Genomic DNA, 17,570 nt, shown 5'->3' on the forward strand with positions numbered 1-17,570 from the left:
CGCTCACCCTCCTTGCTTTTGTAGCAGTTCTGCAAGGCGGTCAGGATAATCGGTGATGATGCCCGCTACCCCGGCACGCAACAAGGCCTGCATTACCTTGGGGTCATTAACTGTAAACGGGTGATAGACCACTCCAGCCGCCCGGGCCGCAACAACTAACTCTGGTACCAAGGCATATTGATAGGCGTGTAGCGCATCTGCGCCGATTCCTTTAGCATAAACCCAGGGTTCATACAGGCCTTCCATATATAAAATGCCGGTGCGTATTTCTGGAGCCAGTCTCTTGCATTCCACCAGAGAGTAGTGATTGAAGCTGGAAATGATCGTTTGTCCACTTAAGTCGTAACGGCGAACAGCCTCAATCACCTTTTGCTCAATGCCGGGGTACATCACGATTCCGGTCTTGAGCTCCAGGTTAATCAGGATGTCCGTCCCCTTCACAAGTTCCAGCAGCTCCTCCAATGTCGGGATTTCTTCTCCCTCAAACTCCGAACTCAGCCAGCCTCCAACCTCGTGCTCCTTGATTTCAGCCAGTGTAAGGTCTTTAACCCATTCCTGGGTCCCTGCGGTCCGCTGTAAAGTCTCATCATGTATTAACACCAGATGTCCGTCCTTCGTCACTTGTACATCCGTCTCAATCCCGGTTGCCCCAAGCTCCAAGGCCTTGGTGAAAGAAAGCATTGTATTCTCCGGGTAGTACCCCGCTGCCCCGCGATGGGCAAAATTGATAATAGGGTTCAACACGCTCGTCCTCCTAAGGATTCATCTCAAAAATATCGTCCATCCTTGTAGTATACTCCTGCATTGTAAATGCTATATTAGATGGTTCTGCAACCTTTGAAAGTAATAATAGCCTAAGGAAGCCTGCGGCAACCCTAAGCTATTCGAAGAGTGAATCCGAATATCGAATCTTGAATCTTGAATTCACCCTAGACTTCCGGTGCAGTCAAGGACGATGGGCCGCTACCGGCTCTGCTCTTCGCAGCTCAGCATTCAGCGTCTCTGCCTCACGGATTGCCCGGACGTCGTTAAGCACTTCTCCCGGCTTGCTTCCTTTACCAATAACATAACCTGCAAATGGGAGGCCGACAAAATCAAACGTATACTGCAACTGCTGAATTAGTGGCAATGCCTTGACTCTGGGGTTGTCTCCACCAACTACAACGACGTAGGCTTTCTTGTGCGACATGAGTTCTTTAAAGTCAAACCGTACATCTCGAAGACTTTGCGACCAGCGGTCCACGAAATTCTTGAGCAGCCCCGAGGCCCCATACCAATATACCGGCGTGGCAAAGATCAGCACATCATGACTCAGCACTTCGAGGATCAGATGATCGTAATCATCATCTACCGGATCAAATCCGCCCTGCTCATGACGTTGATCGTGAATCGGCTTAATCTCCATCTCCCGGAGCAGAAAATTGGTATATGGAATCCCATCCAAGACCAGCTTCGTCAACTCTTCCGTGTTGCCGCCGTCTCTTGCGCTCCCCTGTAATACTGCGATACGCATAGCACGCACTTCCCTTCCGATGTTATCCGGCGAAATTTCCCGAAATATTGTCTACCTTATTGTTATACGATGATCTTCCCTCATATGCCAACTTTTCCGGGAAAAAGCGTTGTTTCCCGCCTTGATCACCCATTCCTCCGGCGAGGGGTTAGCCCGACCAAAGTCCAGTTCACAAACCATTCTCACGCCCGTTAACCTCTGCTCTCCTTCCAGCTAGAATAAAACCATAAGCAAAAATCGGAATTACAGAAAGCGAGTGGTGTTCAATGAAGAAACTTTATCGTTCGGCTACGGACAAACAGATTAGTGGCTTATGCGGCGGATTGGCCAAATACTTCGGGACCGATACCACCGTCGTCAGACTGATCGCCGTCGTTGCTGTCTTCTTCAGCTTTGGTACGGTCGTGGCCCTGTACGTGATTGGCAGTCTTCTCGTTCCAAAGGAGCCAACGGCTGATTTTGGTTACGACGACCCTTTTTCCAGCTTTTAAATGTAGATAGCCTAAATAAAAAGAACACACAAACAAAGGAGAGATTATAATGAGTAGCATATTCGATCGTATTGCCAACCTGACCAAAGCTTCCCTTCATGAGGTATTGAACAAGATGGAAGATCCGGTATTGATGACCGGACAATACTTGCGCAATTTGGAAGAAGATATCGATACTGCCGAGAAAATGATTAAGGAGCAGCAAATCGCCGCTACCGTTCAGGAAAGAAAAAGCGCGGATATCGCCCATTTGGCTAAACAAAGTGAAATCCGGGCGCTAACCGCCTTGGAGAACGGGGACGAAGTAACTGCCCGTCATGCCGCAGCCGAGAAGATTCGCTACGAGGAACAAGCTCAGCAATATGCCAACGAAGCCAAGGAAGCTTATGACCGCGTAGCCGAACTGGAAGTTCGCTTAGCCGAAGGTAAAGCTGAATATGCCCGCTTGAAGGAAAAACGCAACGAACTGGCGGCCCGGGCGCGCAAAGCTCAAGTCAAATCAGAAACCAAACGCCCTAACTTCAGCTACGGGATTGAAAGCGGAGATGCCGCACGTGGCTTCGAGCGGATGGAGGAGAAAATTCTGGATTGGGAGGCACGTCAGGAGGTTGCTGGCTCTCATTACGGATCAGCGGGCAGTGCGGGGAGCGATGCTACCCAATCCGCAGCGGTCAACGATGAGCTTGAGCGGTTGAAGGAGCAACTGTCCTCCCGTCATTCATAAGAAAATCAGTGCGCATTTTCACTTCGAAAATGCGCACTGTTCCTTTCACCTCAAAATGAACTAACGGAGAGTTTAAATGGGAAGCTTAACGAAAAAGCTTATTATTACTACAATAGCCTCACTTATCCTTGTTGTTGGATTGGCAACACGAGGGTATGCGTTACCGAGCGCGCAGTCTGAGGCAATACAAACCTTGCTGGATGACGCTCGTCTTACATCAGGTGTACCAGGGATATCCGTTTCTATCATTGATGGAGATGAAACGTTCTACTTCTCATCCGGCTTTGCAGATCGTGAGAAGGGGTTACCTGCAAGCGAAAACACCCTATATGAACTGGCTTCGGTTAGTAAAGCTTTTACCGGCGCGGGGATTTTATTATTGGAGGAGCAGGGATTGCTGTCCATGACAGACCCTATCCAGAACTATTTACCTTGGTTTACGCTAAAGTATCAGGGGATGCCCGTTGACATGCAGACCCTTACCCTGAATGACTTTCTGCATCATACCAGCGGCTTGACCAATGGGAAGCATATTCAAGAAATCCCACAGGGTAACGCAACGGATATGTTATATAAAACCGTAGACATGTTAGTGGATGCTGAACTGGCATTCCCTCCCGGCGAGCAATACAACTACGGAACTGTCAATTATGATGTACTAGGCTTGGTTATTGAGGTCGTGTCAGGTCAAAGCTACGAGAACTTTATGACCGAGCAGGTGTTCCAACCTTTAGGACTACACAATACATACGTCTATAAAGCCGATGCCCAACCAACGGGGCAACTGGCACAAGGGTACCGAACTTCTTTCTCTATAACAACTCCATACGACGCACCGGATTATGCTGGTAACAAGCCAGCGGGATATATCATATCAAGTGCTACGGATATGGCCCGTTGGATGAATATACAGATGGGCCTGATACAGGATATACCCGAAGTGTTTACAACGGTTATCATGAAATCCCATCAGAGTGACATCTCCGTTCCGGATATCAACGGCATGTATTATGCAGCCGGATGGTCGGTAAACACCGATAGAACAATCATGGAGCACTCGGGAGGCAATCCCAATTTTGCGACACAAGTGACGATCCTACCCGATGAGCGGTTTGCCATCTGCCTGCTATCCAATAGCGCTAATACAAACCTTGAGCTGGTAAAGAGTATTAAAAGCATGCTGGACGGCAACCTTGAACAGTCTTATAAAATGAGTGCCAGACAACTTTTGGACGTCGTGCTTTCGTCGGTCACGATGATTGCTTGCTTATCGGCTGTAGCCCTTTTCCTTCTTGGATTACGTAGAAAGAACAGGAACACGCGACGCCAAACAACAAAAAAGAGACAGCTCCTAACCATGGCTTGGCTGACGATTACTGTTGCCATGTGTATCCTCTGTTGGATTTTCCCAGTATTCAGCGGATACGATTGGTCAACGATCCTGGTGTGGCAAACCTACAGTGTTCTTACCACTTTCATTTCACTGGCCCTTTTGTCTATGGCTGTCACTTGGTTTGTATATGTTCGCTGACATAACGTCATATATGGAGCCATAACAAAAGCGATGCGGAGTATCCCGCATCGCCTTTTGTTATGCACTTCAAAAGCTTTCTTATTTGCCATCCTTGTTTGCTTTGAAGACTTCACCAATTGCTCCAAGGCTACCCAGCGTCTCAATCGCATTGGAAGGAATGAAGACTTTGTTCGCAGGTCCCTTAGCCACTTCCTTAAGGGCTTCAAAGGATTGGTAAGCCAATACGGATTCGTTAAGCGCAGCGTCACGCAACAACTCGATCCGTGATTTCTCAGCTTCGGCAACGGCTTGAATAGCCTTCGCTTCACCCAGGGCTTCCAATTCTTGCGCTTGACGGAAACCTTCGGCTTCACGAATCCGCGCTTCCTTGTCACCTTCGGCTTTCAGGATTTTACTTTGCTTGTCACCCTCTGCACGCAGGATCATATCCTGCTTGGCAGCTTCGGCTTCAAGCACGATGGCCCGTTTATTCCGCTCGGCCTTCATTTGCTTATCCATCGCTTCTTGAATATCCAGCGGTGGCTTGATATCGATAACTTCTACGCGCTCGATCCGTACGCCCCACTTCTCCGTCGCTTCATCCAGCGCAATACGGATTTCGGTGGAGATCTTCTCCCGACCGGACAACGTTTCGTCGAGTTCCATCTTACCGATGATTTGACGCATCGTTGCTGTCGAGATGTTACGTACCCCGTATACATAATCAGAGATTCCGTAAGTAGCCTGTTCAGGACCTACTACTTGATAAAAGATGATGGTATCGATTTGTACTTGCACGTTATCCTTGGTAATTACGGTTTGCGGTGGCACGTTCGCCTGTTGAATCCGCAAATCATGAGTATGACGCACCTGATCAATGACTGGAATCAGAATGTTCAGACCTGGTGTCAGGAGCCGATGGAATTTACCCAACCGTTCGACGACACCCACTCTTTGTTGAGGTACAATCTTGATCGTTAACGATATGAATACAACAACTACCAAAACAACTACTACAGCAATAGCCCACGGCATTAAATAAATTCCTCCCATCGTTCAACATCGATTATTGTACTGCTTCGCTTCACTACCCGAACCTTCTCGTCCTTGGCAAAAGAGGCGGTTGACCTAGCACTCCAGGTATCCCCACCGACCTTGACAATGCCGAACTGACCCGGCTCAATCGGCTCGACTACAACACCTTGCTGCCCTATAAGTTCTGTGCCGATATCCTTAAATCCTTTAGCTGTACGAAATTTTCTTGAAATCGGCTTCGTAAATATCGTCAACACGATAGCCACCAAGCATCCTGCCAGAACTTGCAGGAAATAAGCATCTGGGGCAATCCAAGCGACGAGGGCGGCTACCAACGAGCCTATGCAGAACCATAGCATGTAGAAGGTTAACGTCATCATTTCCAGTACAAGTATGATTCCGGCAATGATAAGCCATATCGCCCATATCTCCATCCCCTCTGTTGCACCACCTTTCCACAATATAATTATATATACGGTGACAATACCAAAAAGTATCAAGGAATGATATGGTTTTATGATAAAAAAAGCATCCTCCGCCTAGAAAGCCGAAGAATGCTTGATAAAAACACGGTTTTTTGCAAGAAAATTCCTTATTATAGAGGTTGTTCAAGGAGTGAACTCGACTTTTTGTACACGAACTTATTAAAGGTTCTCGGTGCCGAAAACCGGATTTTTTAAAATTCGGACCTATACTCGCCTACTTGCTACTGGGGATGCTCTCTGTAAAATGCCACGAGCCCCAGCGATGAAGTCTCCTTCCCGGCAGCGTCAGTACCATACGCAAAGGATCTGACGATATAGAGGCGTTCGGTCTGCTGCAACCCTTTGGAGAAAGCTTTGACCGATGCCGCCGCCCCTCTGAGGTTCACCTGTATCCGAACCGCAGATATCCCCGCCAAGCTAATCACTTCATCATCAGGCAGCTTCGTTCCTTCCAATGCAGCGGACAGATCGGTAGCAGCGCCAGCCCCTTCAGTAGAAAATGGCTTAATCAGAGCAAATCGCTCCAGGGCAAAGCCCTCTACTTCAGTTCCCGGCGACGCTGGTACGGTCGGTTCTTCGAATACGACTTCCTCCAGCTTCACGCCTGTAGCCGCAGCGGTAAGCTGTAATTCGAGCAAGATCGCCTCCTGCCCCGGAATGGCGGGCACAGCCGCGTCCCGGTTGGCCGTATCAGGGGATGCCTGCTCACCAGCCACGGCTGCACGTCTGGCCAGCACAATCGCTTCGGTCTTCTGAAGGAAATCCCGGTTTTCGGCAAATTGCTGCTCCAGGTTAGTGAATTCCGCAACTGCTGGTCGATATCCGAAATAGTAAAATGAGCCTACTACCAGCATAACGATTGCCGCAGCCAGTACCCAGCGTCCCCCCGGAGCCATCTTCTGGTCCATATTCAAGGAGTCTCACCTGCCTGTTCCTCTATCGTCACCGGCAAAGCTGCCAGAGAGAATGTACCCACATATCCCCGTCCTGGTACTTCTACGAGGGAACGAATGCTATCCCCACCCGCACCCGCTTGTTCACCCAGCGTAGCTACATACACGCTGGCTTCCTTCAATCCGGGAAAGAGGCAGGTCCAGATCAGTCCGTCCTGGTCAAGCTTAACCGTCTCCAGCTTGCTGCCTGCCTTCAAAGGGGATTGCAAAAGGTTCAACAGCTTGTTCAAGTCAGGCCGCCGCTGCCGAAGTTCCTCCAGCAGGTTGGCATCAATAGGTCCTCCCCCAAGAGGGCCTATGGTTTGCAATTCCTGCTGATACGCTAGCTGCTGCTGCTCCATTTCGACCAGTGCCACGTTCAGTGAATTCGTCGCCTGACGGGCCACCACATATTCGTAGACAAAATATCCGCCAATCAGGACTCCCCCCAGCAGCAGCAGCAGACCGAGTGCACGTCCGGACGAGGCAGGTCGTTCTTTGGGCGGCAGAAGGTTAATATCAATCACCGGATATCAGCCCCTCTCATCGCTAGCCCAAGTGCAATGGCATAGCTATCATGATCAGGCAGTTCAATTCCAGTGAAAAACGGGGTGAGATCCACTTCGGATACGTCCGCCTGCGAGAAGGCTTCCTTCAAATGCCGAACAATCTCCGGCTTGTCCGGTACCGCTCCCACCACCACAATCCGTTGTACTCGCTCATGCCCTTCATGCAGTGTAAATTCATAAAAATTCATAATTCGCGTTACAGCGGATACGATCTCCCCGTATCTCCATGTGCCCAGCTTCTCTCCAACAGCAGGCTCTAGCGGAAAGGTGCGGACAAAGTCTGGAAGCTTATGATGATACGTGTAAACCTCCGCTTCCTTAGGCTTAAAGTGGATCGCCATCACATTATTGGATTCTCCAAGCAACTGCCGCTGCTGCAGGATGCGCGACAGCGCAATCGTGGACAAATCCACAGCTTCCGGGCGCATCCCTGCCTCCTCCAGCGCTTGAACCCACGCCTGGATAACCGGACGCGGCACAGCAGCTACAAAGGTCAAGAGTTCGTCATCCGAGCCTTCGCTCTCCAGCCAGTGATAATCAATGACCGGGTCCTCAAAGGGCAGACGGATGCTACTCTCGATTTCCAGATCAGTGACGCGCCGTTGCTGTCTCTTCTTGACCTTCGGCACTGTCAATAAACGAATGAAGGACTGGGCTGTCGGTGCGGCGAGACAGACCTGCTTGCCAGCCAGCCCTCTTCGGCCAGCCCAACGCTTTACCGTCTCCCCTAGCCCGGAGACATCAAGCAGTCCATCCTCAGTCAGACCGGTGTCAATCGGCAGCAGACCCGCTCGCTCCACGGTACCGCGTTTTAAATTGTATTTTACATAACGAATGCCATCTTCATCGAGTGTAATTCCAATGTTGGAGGAGCGCCGTTTCAGTGAAAAATAACGTTTTGCAGATACCAATGGATGATCTCCTTTCCGTACATGTACACCGTCAGTGCGCCCGCCGCCAGGCAGGGCCCGAACGCCAGAGTCTGCCCTTTGCTGCGACGCCCCAGAGCACGCTGCAGTAATCCAACCGCCGCCCCGGCGCTGCTGGCAAGAAACAAAGCAAGCAACACGCCGGGGAAGCCCAGCACCCAGCCAAGTACCGCGAGTAGCTTGACGTCGCCCATGCCCATCCCCCGCCCGGAGGTGAGGATGGCCAGCAGGAGCAGCACGCCCCCGCCGGTCAAAGCGCCCAGCGCGTGGTTCCACAGCGGGCCGCCCCCAGCCAGCGGGGCGGCGACAGCCAGGACGGCGCCGAAGCCCAGCAAGGCGCCGTTCGGGATGATCTTCGCGGTCAGGTCCGTGACCGCGACAAGCACGGCCAGCGCGCTAAGCAGCAGGCCGACGGCCCAGGCGCCTGATGCACCGAACCGCAGGTGCATCAGGGCAAAAGCCGCCGCCATAGCTAAGGCGGCGGCAACGTCCCCGGCGCGGAAGCCGTAGCGCGCGGGGACAAGGGTCCGACCTGCGGCGTCTCCCTCGCCGGAGGTCGGTGTAGCCGGGCTGCCGTCCTTGATCGGCAGCCCACGCCTCGCTACAAGGTGGCGGCCGTAGCGCGCCAACCCCGGGCCAAGCAATAAGCCGACGACGGCGTTAGCCGCCGTCAGAAGCGCGCTCACCGCCATTATTTACCGGCGTTCCCGCCCTTGCCCGCTCTCAATTCGGCGGCAGTGTAGCTGACTGTATCCCCACCCTGCACCACCAGGGTTACAACCGTTCCAGTACCGCTCAAGTTATCCAAATTCACGGAAGTCGAACCGGCCAGCGGGCTATCCGTCTTAGGATCGGTAGTCCCAGTTTGCATATAATTCTCAGCTTGCAGATCAGCCAAGGTATGCGTGCCTTGAATCACACCATTTTGCTGTGCGATGGATCTAAGCTTCGCCGCTTCCATGATTTGGTTGGCGGTAGCCGTGCGGGCATTTGCCTTCGTATCATTTAACAACCCGGTAATAATCGGCACGGCAATCGCCGCGATCACTCCGATAATTACGATGACCGCCAATAGCTCGATTAATGTAATCCCTTTCTCTTCCTCACGCAAACGTTGAATACGTTTCATCACTAAAGTCATAATTCATAATCCTCCTAAAATTTTTTAACTAATGTTGCGATATAAGCTCAGCATCGGAATCATAATTGAAGCCATGATGAAGCCGACGACCCCGGCCAGAATCAGAATCATGACCGGCTCAATCAGTTGTTTTAACTTATCTACGGTATTCTCGACATCCCGCTCGTAGAAATCAGCCACCTTGCCCAGCATGGTGTCGAGAGAACCTGTCTCCTCGCCGACTCGGATCATTTGCGTAACCAGGGGTGGGAACACCCAGGATTGCCGCAGCGGCTCGGATAATGGACGCCCTTGCCGTAACGAGGACTGGCATTCGCGAAGCGTGATCCCGATTACCCGGTTGCCAACCGCGTTCTCGACGATCGCCAAGGCCTGAAGTACCGGTACCGCACTGGCGAACAGGGAAGACAGGGTCCGTGTCATCTGTGCAATGGCGCTCTTCCGATTCAATATCCCGAATACCGGAGCCTTTAGCTTGATGTAGTCCCAGGCGTAAGCTCCCCGCTCCCAGCGCAGCAGCAGGTAGACAGCGGCAATGACCGCCAGCACACCCATCAACCACATCACCCCGTGCTGCTGCACGCTTTGGCTAAGCGTAAGGGTAAACTGAGTTATCACCGGTAAATCCCCGCCAAGCTCTGCAAACATGGATTGGAACCGGGGGATCATAAACTTCAGCAAGAACACAATGACCAGCACCGCCATAACCGCTACAATCAACGGGTAGGTCATCGCTGATTTTACTTTCTCCCGGGTCACATGCGCTTTCTCAAAATAAATGGCTAATCGTTCAAGCGATTCTTCCATCCCGCCTGACTCTTCTCCGGCATGAACCATGTGGACGAAGATGGAGGGGAAGATGCGCGGATAAGCGGAGACGGCCACAGAAAATGCAATTCCCTTCCGCAGCTCGGAGGCAATCTCCGATAGCGTCTTTTGCAGTGCCTTGCTCTCCGACTGCTCCGCCAAAATCGCCGTGGCCTCTACAATGGAAATGCCCGCCTTGATCATGGTGGCGAATTGGCGGCAGAACACAGCGAACTGTTCATTTTTGACCGGTCGCCCAATATAGAAATCTTTATTCCAAACGGTCTCGCGCTTCTCGCGTAGCTCCGTTACGATTAATTGCTGCCTCTTCAGCTCGGCCAGGGCAGTCGCCCTGTCAGGAGCTTGCAATTGACCACGCCGGGCCTTCTTGCCTCCGCTTTCCCTGCCCTGATATACGTACTGCGGCATTCAACATCTGTCCTTCCGCTTGTCACATCTCTTATTCGGTTAAATACAACCGGGCCGCAGCCTCGTCTACGACTTCCCGTTGCAACAAGTCTCGCAGACTCATCTCCAGGGTGTGCATGCCCAACTGATAGTTGGTCTGCATGACGCTCTTGATCTGATGCACCTTCTCGGATCGGATCAAGTTGGCAACCGCGGGCGGGTTCAACAGCACTTCCGTCGCACATATCCGCCCCTTCCCTCCTCGCGTGGGCAGTAAACGCTGTGAAAGAATCACCAGCAACACCGAGGCCAATTGAATGCGAATCTGCGCTTGCTGGGACGGAGGAAAAGCATCGATAATCCGGTCAATCGTCTGCGGAGCATCGGCCGTGTGAAGGGTCGCGAGTACGAGGTGTCCCGTCTCGGCGGCAGTAATGGCCGTACGAATGGTCTCCGGGTCGCGCATCTCCCCGACCATAATAATGTCCGGGTCCTGACGCAGAGCCGCACGCAGACCATTGTCGAACGACCTGGTATCCAGCCCGACCTCTCGCTGATTGATCATCGATTTGTCATGGCGGTGCAAGTATTCGATCGGGTCCTCCAGGGTCACAATATGCTTGCGCTCTGTGTGGTTAATATGATCGATAAGTGAAGCCAAGGTCGTGGACTTGCCGCTGCCGGTAGGACCGGTAACGAGAAAAAGCCCTTGTGGCTTCTGCGCTAGCTTAAGAAGAACATGGGGCAAATTCAATGTGGCAAAATCAGGCACTGAAGGCGAGATGACGCGGGCCGCAATGCTAATGGAGCCTCGTTGTCTGAATACATTGATGCGAAATCTTGAAATCCCTGGAACGCCGTAAGAAAAATCAAGTTCGCCATTTTCCATAAATTTCTCGTATTGCGATTCATTCAACAGCTCCTGGACGATTTGCCCCAGCACAGAGGATGGCAAGGCCGCATCGTCCAGTGGCCGCAGAGCTCCGTCGATGCGCAGCACTGGCGGCGAATTAACGGTGACGTGCAGATCAGACGCCCCCGAAGCGAACGCCTTCTCCAGCAGTCCGATAAACATTTTATAAGCTGTAAGGTTGTCCTGACTCATCGCTCCTCCTCTTCTACTTCCCGAATGATTTCCTGCAAGGTAGTTTGCCCTTCCAGCACCTTTTGAATTCCATCCGCAAATAGAGAGGTCATTCCCTCCGCTTTGGCCAAAGCACGAAGCTCATGAATCGACTGCCCGTGAGCGATAGCCGAACGCAGCTCATCGCTGATTAGCAGTGCTTCGTGTACCGCCATTCGGCCCCGGTAGCCGCTCTTCCCGCAAGTCCCGCAGCCTGTGCCGTGATACAGCTTGTCCGCCTTCAACCCCAGCCGCTCCAAATAAAGCTGCTCTTGCACATCTGGAGTATACGAGGTTTTGCAATCGGGACAAACGCAGCGTACCAGCCGCTGAGCTACGATTCCGACCACCGAGGAGGCGATCAGATAAGGCTCGATGCCCATATCGCGCAAGCGCACGACAGTGCTTACTGCATCATTGGTATGCAGCGTGGAGAAGACAAGATGGCCAGTGAGCGAAGCTCGTACAGCGATCTCAGCCGTCTCCAGGTCGCGTATTTCGCCGACCATAACGATGTTAGGGTCCTGACGCAGGATGGACCGCAGCCCCTTGGCGAAGGTCAACCCCGCCGCAGGATGGACCTGCATCTGGTTAATGCCGTCTAGCATATATTCCACCGGATCTTCCACGGTGATAATGTTCATTTCCTCCCGATTCACGTGCTGAAGCGCGGAGTAGAGGGTTGTTGTCTTGCCGCTGCCCGTAGGCCCTGTCAACAATACCATGCCATGCCGCTTCTCGATCATTCGCTTGAAGAGGCCTAACGTGTGTCCAGTCATTCCCAGCTTGTCCAGCCCCTTGACGCCTCCGGCAAGATCGAGCAATCTCATTACGATCTTCTCTCCGTGCACCGTAGGCAGGGTAGATAAGCGAATATCGATGGGCTTGCCGTCAACCGACAGCTTGATCCGCCCATCTTGCGGCAGCCTTCTCTCTGCAATGTTCAGGTTGCCCAAAATCTTCAGCCTGGCCGTTATGACGCCCTGCATCGATTTGGGGATCGAACGCTCGCTTCGCAGCCGACCGTCGATGCGGTAACGGATCGTTAGTTCGCTGTCCGTAGGGTCAACGTGAATATCACTGGCCCCCAAACGTACAGCTTGCTCAATCATCTGCTGAACCAGCCGGACTACTGGAGAATCCTCGCCCAGATTGACGACATCTTCACCGTCTGTCTGCACGCTGCCTTCCGCCAGATCCTTGATCATATCGTTCATGGAACCCTGCAACCCGTACAATCTGGCAATCCCCCGCTGCAGCTCGCCGCGGGAAATGATAGCCGGCTCGATGGTAAAGCCCGTGCTCATTCTCAGATCGTCGATGATAAACAAGTCGAGTGGATCGGTCATCGCCACCATCAGCTTCCGCCCCTCCATACGAATAGGCAGAACCTGGTAACGCTTCGCCATTTGCTCCGGGATGACCTGGCTTAATTTGGCATCGACCTGAAATCTTGACAAAGTAACGTGCGGAATGCCAAGCTGAAATTCCAACACCTCGATGAGCTGATGCTCTGTCAGAGCGCCTTGCGTCAGCAATACGTCACCGAGTTTTTTTCTGGTGCGCTGCTGTTCCTCCAGAGCCATTTGCAGTTCCTGCTCCGATATTATTCCGGATTCCAGCAGAAGTTCACCTAATCTCTTCTTGATCGTGTACACAGTTCACCTCTCATCCCGTTGGCATTTTTGCAACTTCCCAGTTTGACTTTTTTGCGTTGAAGGCTGATTATATATATAGTTCTTTAGAACCAAGTTCTACAGCGCATGTCATTGTACAACACGGTGTCACATAATACCAACGCGCCGCAGCACATAAACGATTATATACCTTTCGTCCGGACGGCGCCATTCCTTTTTATAGTAAAATATACCTAGTCATCACAACTCGACAAGACTCGCCATCAAATAACACAAATCTGCTATTTCCCAACCTATTTGAAAGCGAGAGGATTCTTTTGAAGGATGCCCAAAAACTTAAAAAACCTTCCCTTCGACAAGCCCTGCATCGGGAAGAAGGGCTGACGCTTATCGAAATTGCTCTGGCCTTGGTCATTCTCTCCATCGTCAGTCTGTTCCTCCTGTCCTTCTTTACGAATAGCGCCTCGCAAAGCAAACTGACGAATCAACGGTTGTCTGCCGGTCACTTGGCCAACGCCAGATTGCACGAAGTCCAGTCTTTGCCCTTCTCAGAATTGCAAGCCAGAGCCACATGTAGTCAGGGCTCACTTCCTGATCAGAGCCAGGACATCTATCTGCTGAAGACCGAGGTTTGCAGCAGTAGTTCTAAATATACGGCCAATCCGGATATTTTGTACATAACCGTAACGGCCTATTGGCTACCCGCGCGCCCGGGACAAAGTGCAGAATTTAGGCATAAAGTCTCCGTTACAGGCGCGGTCAAGAAAGACTATGCCTTATCAGGGAATGGAGGGAACGAGGAATGAAGACACGTTGGCAGTTCGCTTCACGGGAAGAGGGAATTACCCTGGTTGAGCTACTTGCCGTTCTCGTCTTGGCCGGTTTGTTAACCCTTCTTGTCTCCAGCGTGCTCAGTTCCTCCTTCTTTGCCCTGGATCGCATCACCCGGGAAACGCAACTACGCAATGAGGCCGTTACATTAAGCTCGGCCTTGCAGATCAAACTAAAGAATACCGTATCGGTGAGCGGGACAAGCTCCGGCACCTTCACTCAATTCCAAGCCGAGTTGGCCACAGACCCGCTTACGGATACAACTCGCCCAATTCGCATTAGCCTGGACGGCGATCGTCTGAGCATGGATGGCGTTCCCTTTAGCAAGGAAACTCTTAGTCTTAGTGGCACTTATTTTACCAAGGGGACAAGTGACTTGCAGTTGCATTTGAAGGTCGCTTTGACTGATGAGCCCAACGTAGAACCTATTTATCTCTTTGTTTCTATTAAATTGTTATCGTGAGGTGTAAGACCATGAAGGGGTTAACTACGGTACGTCAGGAGCAAGGTTATGCTCTTATATCCGTTTTGCTTCTGCTCGTCATTATCATGGTAATTGGCATGCTGGCGATGGAGACGGTCACCAACTCCCAGGGGATGGTCAACGTCTCCGAGGATATTATTACGGCACAAGCAGACGGTGATACCAAATTACAGCTCAAACTTTCGCAGCTTCGCGCGGCAATTATGGCACTGAAGGACGCGGAACGAGTAACGCTGGATACAGTACGAGAAGTTGCCGCTCCTTTTGTTGAAGCGGGCAGTGTCACACTGGACGAAGAGAACCACAAATATATTGCCGTTGTCGCAGCGGAAGGGATATCGGATGAAATCAAGCAAGTGTATCGACGCAAAGTAGAAGTTACTCTAACCTACAATCCCGGTAATTTCCCGCCAGGATCGGAGATGGGAGATTATGCTCTCGTTAGTCAAGGTTCCATGAATTTGAACGGCGCCCTGATTAACGGCAGCGTCTATTCCTCCGGGTCCCTGACCAATAACAACTCCACGATATCCGGGACCATTGTAGGTCCAGGCCAGCCATTCCCACCAGATACTCCTCTTCCCGGCCGAGTGGAGGTGGCTGCCATCGTCAGCAGGATGGATCAGGAGATTCGTTCCTCGAAGGCGGCTTTGTTTACAGCCAAGCCTGAACCCCTTGGTTTTGAGGTACGAAACAACCAACAGTTCGCTGACTCGGTAGCCTTGAATTCACTAAAGCTGATGTCAGGTGTTACCTTAAGGGTGGACGGAGACCTGCTTATCAACGGAGAAGTCACGCTGGAAGCCAACGCTTCCATCGAAGTCAGTGGTGTCCTGTACATTAATGGCAGCTTGCTCATTAATGGGGGGAATCAGACGAAGCTCAAAGCCAGTCTGGTGCGCGTAAATGGACGAACCAATATGAACAGTCAACCTACCCTGACGATTACCGGAGACCTGTATACCCATGAATTGGAGGCTAATGGAACACTGCTAGCCAACCGTATTTATGCCAACGGCAGCGTGAACAGCTCGCTTAATGGGAGCAACCAATTCGCCTTATTCGCTGCCGGATCGGTTAATCTGAATAACGGTTCCGCGGCCTCCATCCTGACAGGCTCAATCTATGCCAATGGGTCGCTGACGGTCAATGGTAATCAGAAGGTGACGATTAATGGTGGTGCCGGAGGTACTCCTGGCAATCCCGACAAGCCTTCAGACATACGCTTTGAGGAGAAAGGAATCGCTATTATGTAAGAAGAACAAAAAAGCCGTTCCCTCCAAGCTCAGAACCGCTAGATAAGCGGCATCCAAGCTGGAAAGGAACGGCTTTATTTTAAGGATTAAACGGAAACGGCATCTAAATCAGCATTACGCTTGAATACTTCAGGGTCATTCTCCCCAAGCACCTTACCGGTAATGACTCCGGCAGTAATAGAGCCATTGACGTTTAATGCCGTTCTGCCCATATCAATTAGTGGCTCTACGGAAATGAGCAATCCCGCCAACGCTACAGGCAAATTCATCGTGGACAATACAATCAGCGAAGCAAAGGTTGCTCCCCCGCCAACTCCCGCTACCCCGAAGGAGCTAATGACCACAACAAGAATCAAGGTGAGAATGAAACTCCAGCTTAATGGGTCGATCCCAACTGTAGGCGCAATCATGATTGCAAGCATGGCCGGATAAACCCCGGCGCAGCCATTTTGCCCAATCGTAGCTCCAAAAGAGGCTGACAAGTTGGCAATACCGTCAGATACACCAAGACGCTTGGTTTGTGTCTCTACGTTCAGCGGAATAGCAGCCGCACTAGAACGCGAGGTAAAAGCAAACACCAAGGTTGGCAATACCTTGCGCAAATATTGCACCGGATTATAGTTGAAAATAGCCAGCAGGATCAGATGGATGATAAACATCACGATCAAGGCTACATAAGAGGCCCCTACAAACTTAATCAGCTTCAAGATTTCTTCCGCATTCGTCGTCGCCGTTACATTCGTAATTAACGCCAGGATACCATAAGGTGTCAGGCGTAACACCAACGTAACAATGCGCATAACCACGCCGTACACAGCTTCTACCATTTTACGGAACATGTCGGCTTGCTCGGGCTTCTTCTTATCCAGTCCCAGCACAGCCACGCCGATGAAAGCGGAGAAAATAACGACAGCCAGCGTAGATGTACTGCGTGCTCCGGTCATATCTGCAAACGGATTCGTAGGAATGAAGTCAAGCACCTGCTGTGGAATGGTCTTGCCTTCCACGGTTCCCAGCCGCTCTTCCAAGGCTACTCCACGTTTCTGCTCCCGTTCCCCCGCTTCGATCTCAATAGCCTTGAGATCAAAGGTCAAGGTCGTTACAATACTTACCGCAGCAGCTATTGCCGTTGTAATCAACAAAATAGCGATGATCAGACCGCTCATTTTACCTAAATTCTGCTTGCCCTTCAAATTCATAATCGCTGAAATAATAGATACCATAATCAATGGAATGACCACCATTTGCAGCAAGCCAACATATCCACGACCCGCCAGGTTAAACCAATCCGTGGACTTGGAGATGACCTCGGAGCCTGCTCCATATGCTAATTGCAAAATGACACCAAATACAAGCCCCAGACCCAGTCCGGTGAATACCCGCTTTGTAAAAGAAATGTGCTTCTTCTGCATCCATATCAGAACACCGATAAGCACCAGCATAACCGCTACATTAATGATAATACGAAACGTCTCCATAACTGCACTCTCCTCCTGTACAACGTCTTCCTATTATTATTCGCTTGCCTTCGGACTTTATGCCGAATTCAAAACCACAAAATGTATAATAGCACAAACACAAGTATTTAGATAGGATTAATTTAAGGCCCGAGTCAAGCCTGAGGATTATTCCTGGAAGAGAAAATATTTGATAGGACATTTAATAGTGCCTTCAAAGCATTATGAATTCATA

Annotated in this window: 19 protein-coding genes; 6 read left to right on the forward strand and 13 right to left on the reverse strand. The window is 51.1% G+C overall.

Features of this window, described 5'->3' with window-relative positions; genetic code table 11:
* Positions 1–3: 3 nt before the first annotated feature.
* Both AC1VOR_RS13865 and AC1VOR_RS13870 read right to left on the reverse strand, forming a co-directional pair.
* The gene (locus tag AC1VOR_RS13865; RefSeq protein ID WP_482618574.1) at positions 4–741 is read right to left on the reverse strand and encodes a glycerophosphodiester phosphodiesterase; all 738 of its coding nucleotides are present in this window, start codon (positions 739–741) and stop codon (positions 4–6) included.
* Between the two features lie 205 nt (positions 742–946).
* Positions 947–1,513: a flavodoxin family protein gene (locus AC1VOR_RS13870; RefSeq protein WP_482618542.1), complete on the reverse strand. Its 567-nt coding sequence runs from the start codon at positions 1,511–1,513 to the stop codon at positions 947–949.
* Positions 1,514–1,779: 266 nt separating this feature from the next.
* On the opposite strand from AC1VOR_RS13870, the gene AC1VOR_RS13875 reads away from it, so the two are divergent.
* The 3 genes from AC1VOR_RS13875 to AC1VOR_RS13885 all read left to right on the forward strand — a co-directional run bounded on the left by AC1VOR_RS13875 (position 1,780) and on the right by AC1VOR_RS13885 (position 4,259).
* Positions 1,780–2,004, forward strand: a complete 225-nt coding sequence (locus AC1VOR_RS13875) for a PspC domain-containing protein (protein ID WP_482618543.1) — start codon at positions 1,780–1,782, stop codon at positions 2,002–2,004.
* Positions 2,005–2,053: 49 nt separating this feature from the next.
* The gene (locus tag AC1VOR_RS13880; protein ID WP_482618544.1) at positions 2,054–2,728 is read left to right on the forward strand and encodes a PspA/IM30 family protein; all 675 of its coding nucleotides are present in this window, start codon (positions 2,054–2,056) and stop codon (positions 2,726–2,728) included.
* Positions 2,729–2,804: 76 nt separating this feature from the next.
* Entirely contained in the window at positions 2,805–4,259 is a 1,455-nt protein-coding gene (locus AC1VOR_RS13885) for a serine hydrolase domain-containing protein (RefSeq protein WP_482618545.1), read from the forward strand.
* Between the two features lie 81 nt (positions 4,260–4,340).
* Here AC1VOR_RS13885 and AC1VOR_RS13890 read toward each other — a convergent pair whose 3' ends face one another.
* The 10 genes from AC1VOR_RS13890 to AC1VOR_RS13935 form a co-directional block, all read right to left on the reverse strand.
* Entirely contained in the window at positions 4,341–5,276 is a 936-nt protein-coding gene (locus tag AC1VOR_RS13890; RefSeq protein WP_482618546.1) for an SPFH domain-containing protein, read from the reverse strand.
* Positions 5,276–5,710, reverse strand: a complete 435-nt coding sequence (locus tag AC1VOR_RS13895; protein WP_482618547.1) for an NfeD family protein — start codon at positions 5,708–5,710, stop codon at positions 5,276–5,278. Before AC1VOR_RS13895 ends, AC1VOR_RS13890 begins: the two co-directional genes overlap by 1 nt.
* 272 nt (positions 5,711–5,982) lie before the next feature.
* Positions 5,983–6,675 (reverse strand): hypothetical protein, encoded by a 693-nt coding sequence (locus AC1VOR_RS13900; protein WP_482618548.1) that lies wholly within the window; start codon positions 6,673–6,675, stop codon positions 5,983–5,985.
* Positions 6,672–7,220, reverse strand: a complete 549-nt coding sequence (locus AC1VOR_RS13905) for a hypothetical protein (RefSeq protein ID WP_482618549.1) — start codon at positions 7,218–7,220, stop codon at positions 6,672–6,674. The genes AC1VOR_RS13900 and AC1VOR_RS13905 overlap by 4 nt, the downstream gene beginning before the upstream one ends.
* Positions 7,217–8,173, reverse strand: coding sequence for a type IV pilus biogenesis protein PilM (gene pilM / locus AC1VOR_RS13910; RefSeq protein ID WP_482618550.1), 957 nt, complete (start codon positions 8,171–8,173; stop codon positions 7,217–7,219). Before pilM ends, AC1VOR_RS13905 begins: the two co-directional genes overlap by 4 nt.
* A complete protein-coding gene (locus AC1VOR_RS13915; protein ID WP_482618551.1) occupies positions 8,143–8,883 on the reverse strand; it encodes a prepilin peptidase in 741 nt (246 codons plus the stop codon). The genes pilM and AC1VOR_RS13915 overlap by 31 nt, the downstream gene beginning before the upstream one ends.
* The gene (locus AC1VOR_RS13920) at positions 8,883–9,332 is read right to left on the reverse strand and encodes a prepilin-type N-terminal cleavage/methylation domain-containing protein (protein ID WP_482618552.1); all 450 of its coding nucleotides are present in this window, start codon (positions 9,330–9,332) and stop codon (positions 8,883–8,885) included. The genes AC1VOR_RS13915 and AC1VOR_RS13920 overlap by 1 nt, the downstream gene beginning before the upstream one ends.
* Positions 9,333–9,356: 24 nt before the next feature.
* Positions 9,357–10,568 carry a type II secretion system F family protein gene (locus AC1VOR_RS13925; RefSeq protein WP_482618553.1) on the reverse strand — a complete coding sequence of 404 codons (1,212 nt, stop codon included), beginning with the start codon at positions 10,566–10,568 and terminating at the stop codon, positions 9,357–9,359.
* Positions 10,569–10,599: 31 nt separating this feature from the next.
* The gene (locus AC1VOR_RS13930; RefSeq protein ID WP_482618554.1) at positions 10,600–11,652 is read right to left on the reverse strand and encodes a type IV pilus twitching motility protein PilT; all 1,053 of its coding nucleotides are present in this window, start codon (positions 11,650–11,652) and stop codon (positions 10,600–10,602) included.
* Positions 11,649–13,328, reverse strand: a complete 1,680-nt coding sequence (locus AC1VOR_RS13935; protein ID WP_482618555.1) for a GspE/PulE family protein — start codon at positions 13,326–13,328, stop codon at positions 11,649–11,651. Before AC1VOR_RS13935 ends, AC1VOR_RS13930 begins: the two co-directional genes overlap by 4 nt.
* A 296-nt stretch (positions 13,329–13,624) precedes the next feature.
* On the opposite strand from AC1VOR_RS13935, the gene AC1VOR_RS13940 reads away from it, so the two are divergent.
* From AC1VOR_RS13940 to AC1VOR_RS13950, 3 genes are read left to right on the forward strand one after another with little or no spacing between them, the layout of a single operon-like run.
* Positions 13,625–14,113, forward strand: coding sequence for a type IV pilus modification PilV family protein (locus AC1VOR_RS13940; RefSeq protein ID WP_482618556.1), 489 nt, complete (start codon positions 13,625–13,627; stop codon positions 14,111–14,113).
* Entirely contained in the window at positions 14,110–14,601 is a 492-nt protein-coding gene (locus AC1VOR_RS13945) for a hypothetical protein (RefSeq protein WP_482618557.1), read from the forward strand. The genes AC1VOR_RS13940 and AC1VOR_RS13945 overlap by 4 nt, the downstream gene beginning before the upstream one ends.
* Before the next feature lie 11 nt (positions 14,602–14,612).
* On the forward strand, positions 14,613–15,878 hold the full coding sequence (locus tag AC1VOR_RS13950) for a hypothetical protein (protein ID WP_482618558.1): 1,266 nt from the start codon (positions 14,613–14,615) through the stop codon (positions 15,876–15,878).
* Between the two features lie 86 nt (positions 15,879–15,964).
* Here the strand turns inward: AC1VOR_RS13950 and AC1VOR_RS13955 are convergent, their stop codons facing one another.
* Complete coding sequence (locus AC1VOR_RS13955; protein ID WP_482618559.1) at positions 15,965–17,356, reverse strand: L-cystine transporter; 1,392 nt, start codon at positions 17,354–17,356, stop codon at positions 15,965–15,967.
* Positions 17,357–17,570: the final 214 nt, after the last annotated feature.

It is taken from the genome of Paenibacillus sp. 1SOY10 (assembly GCF_056836745.1).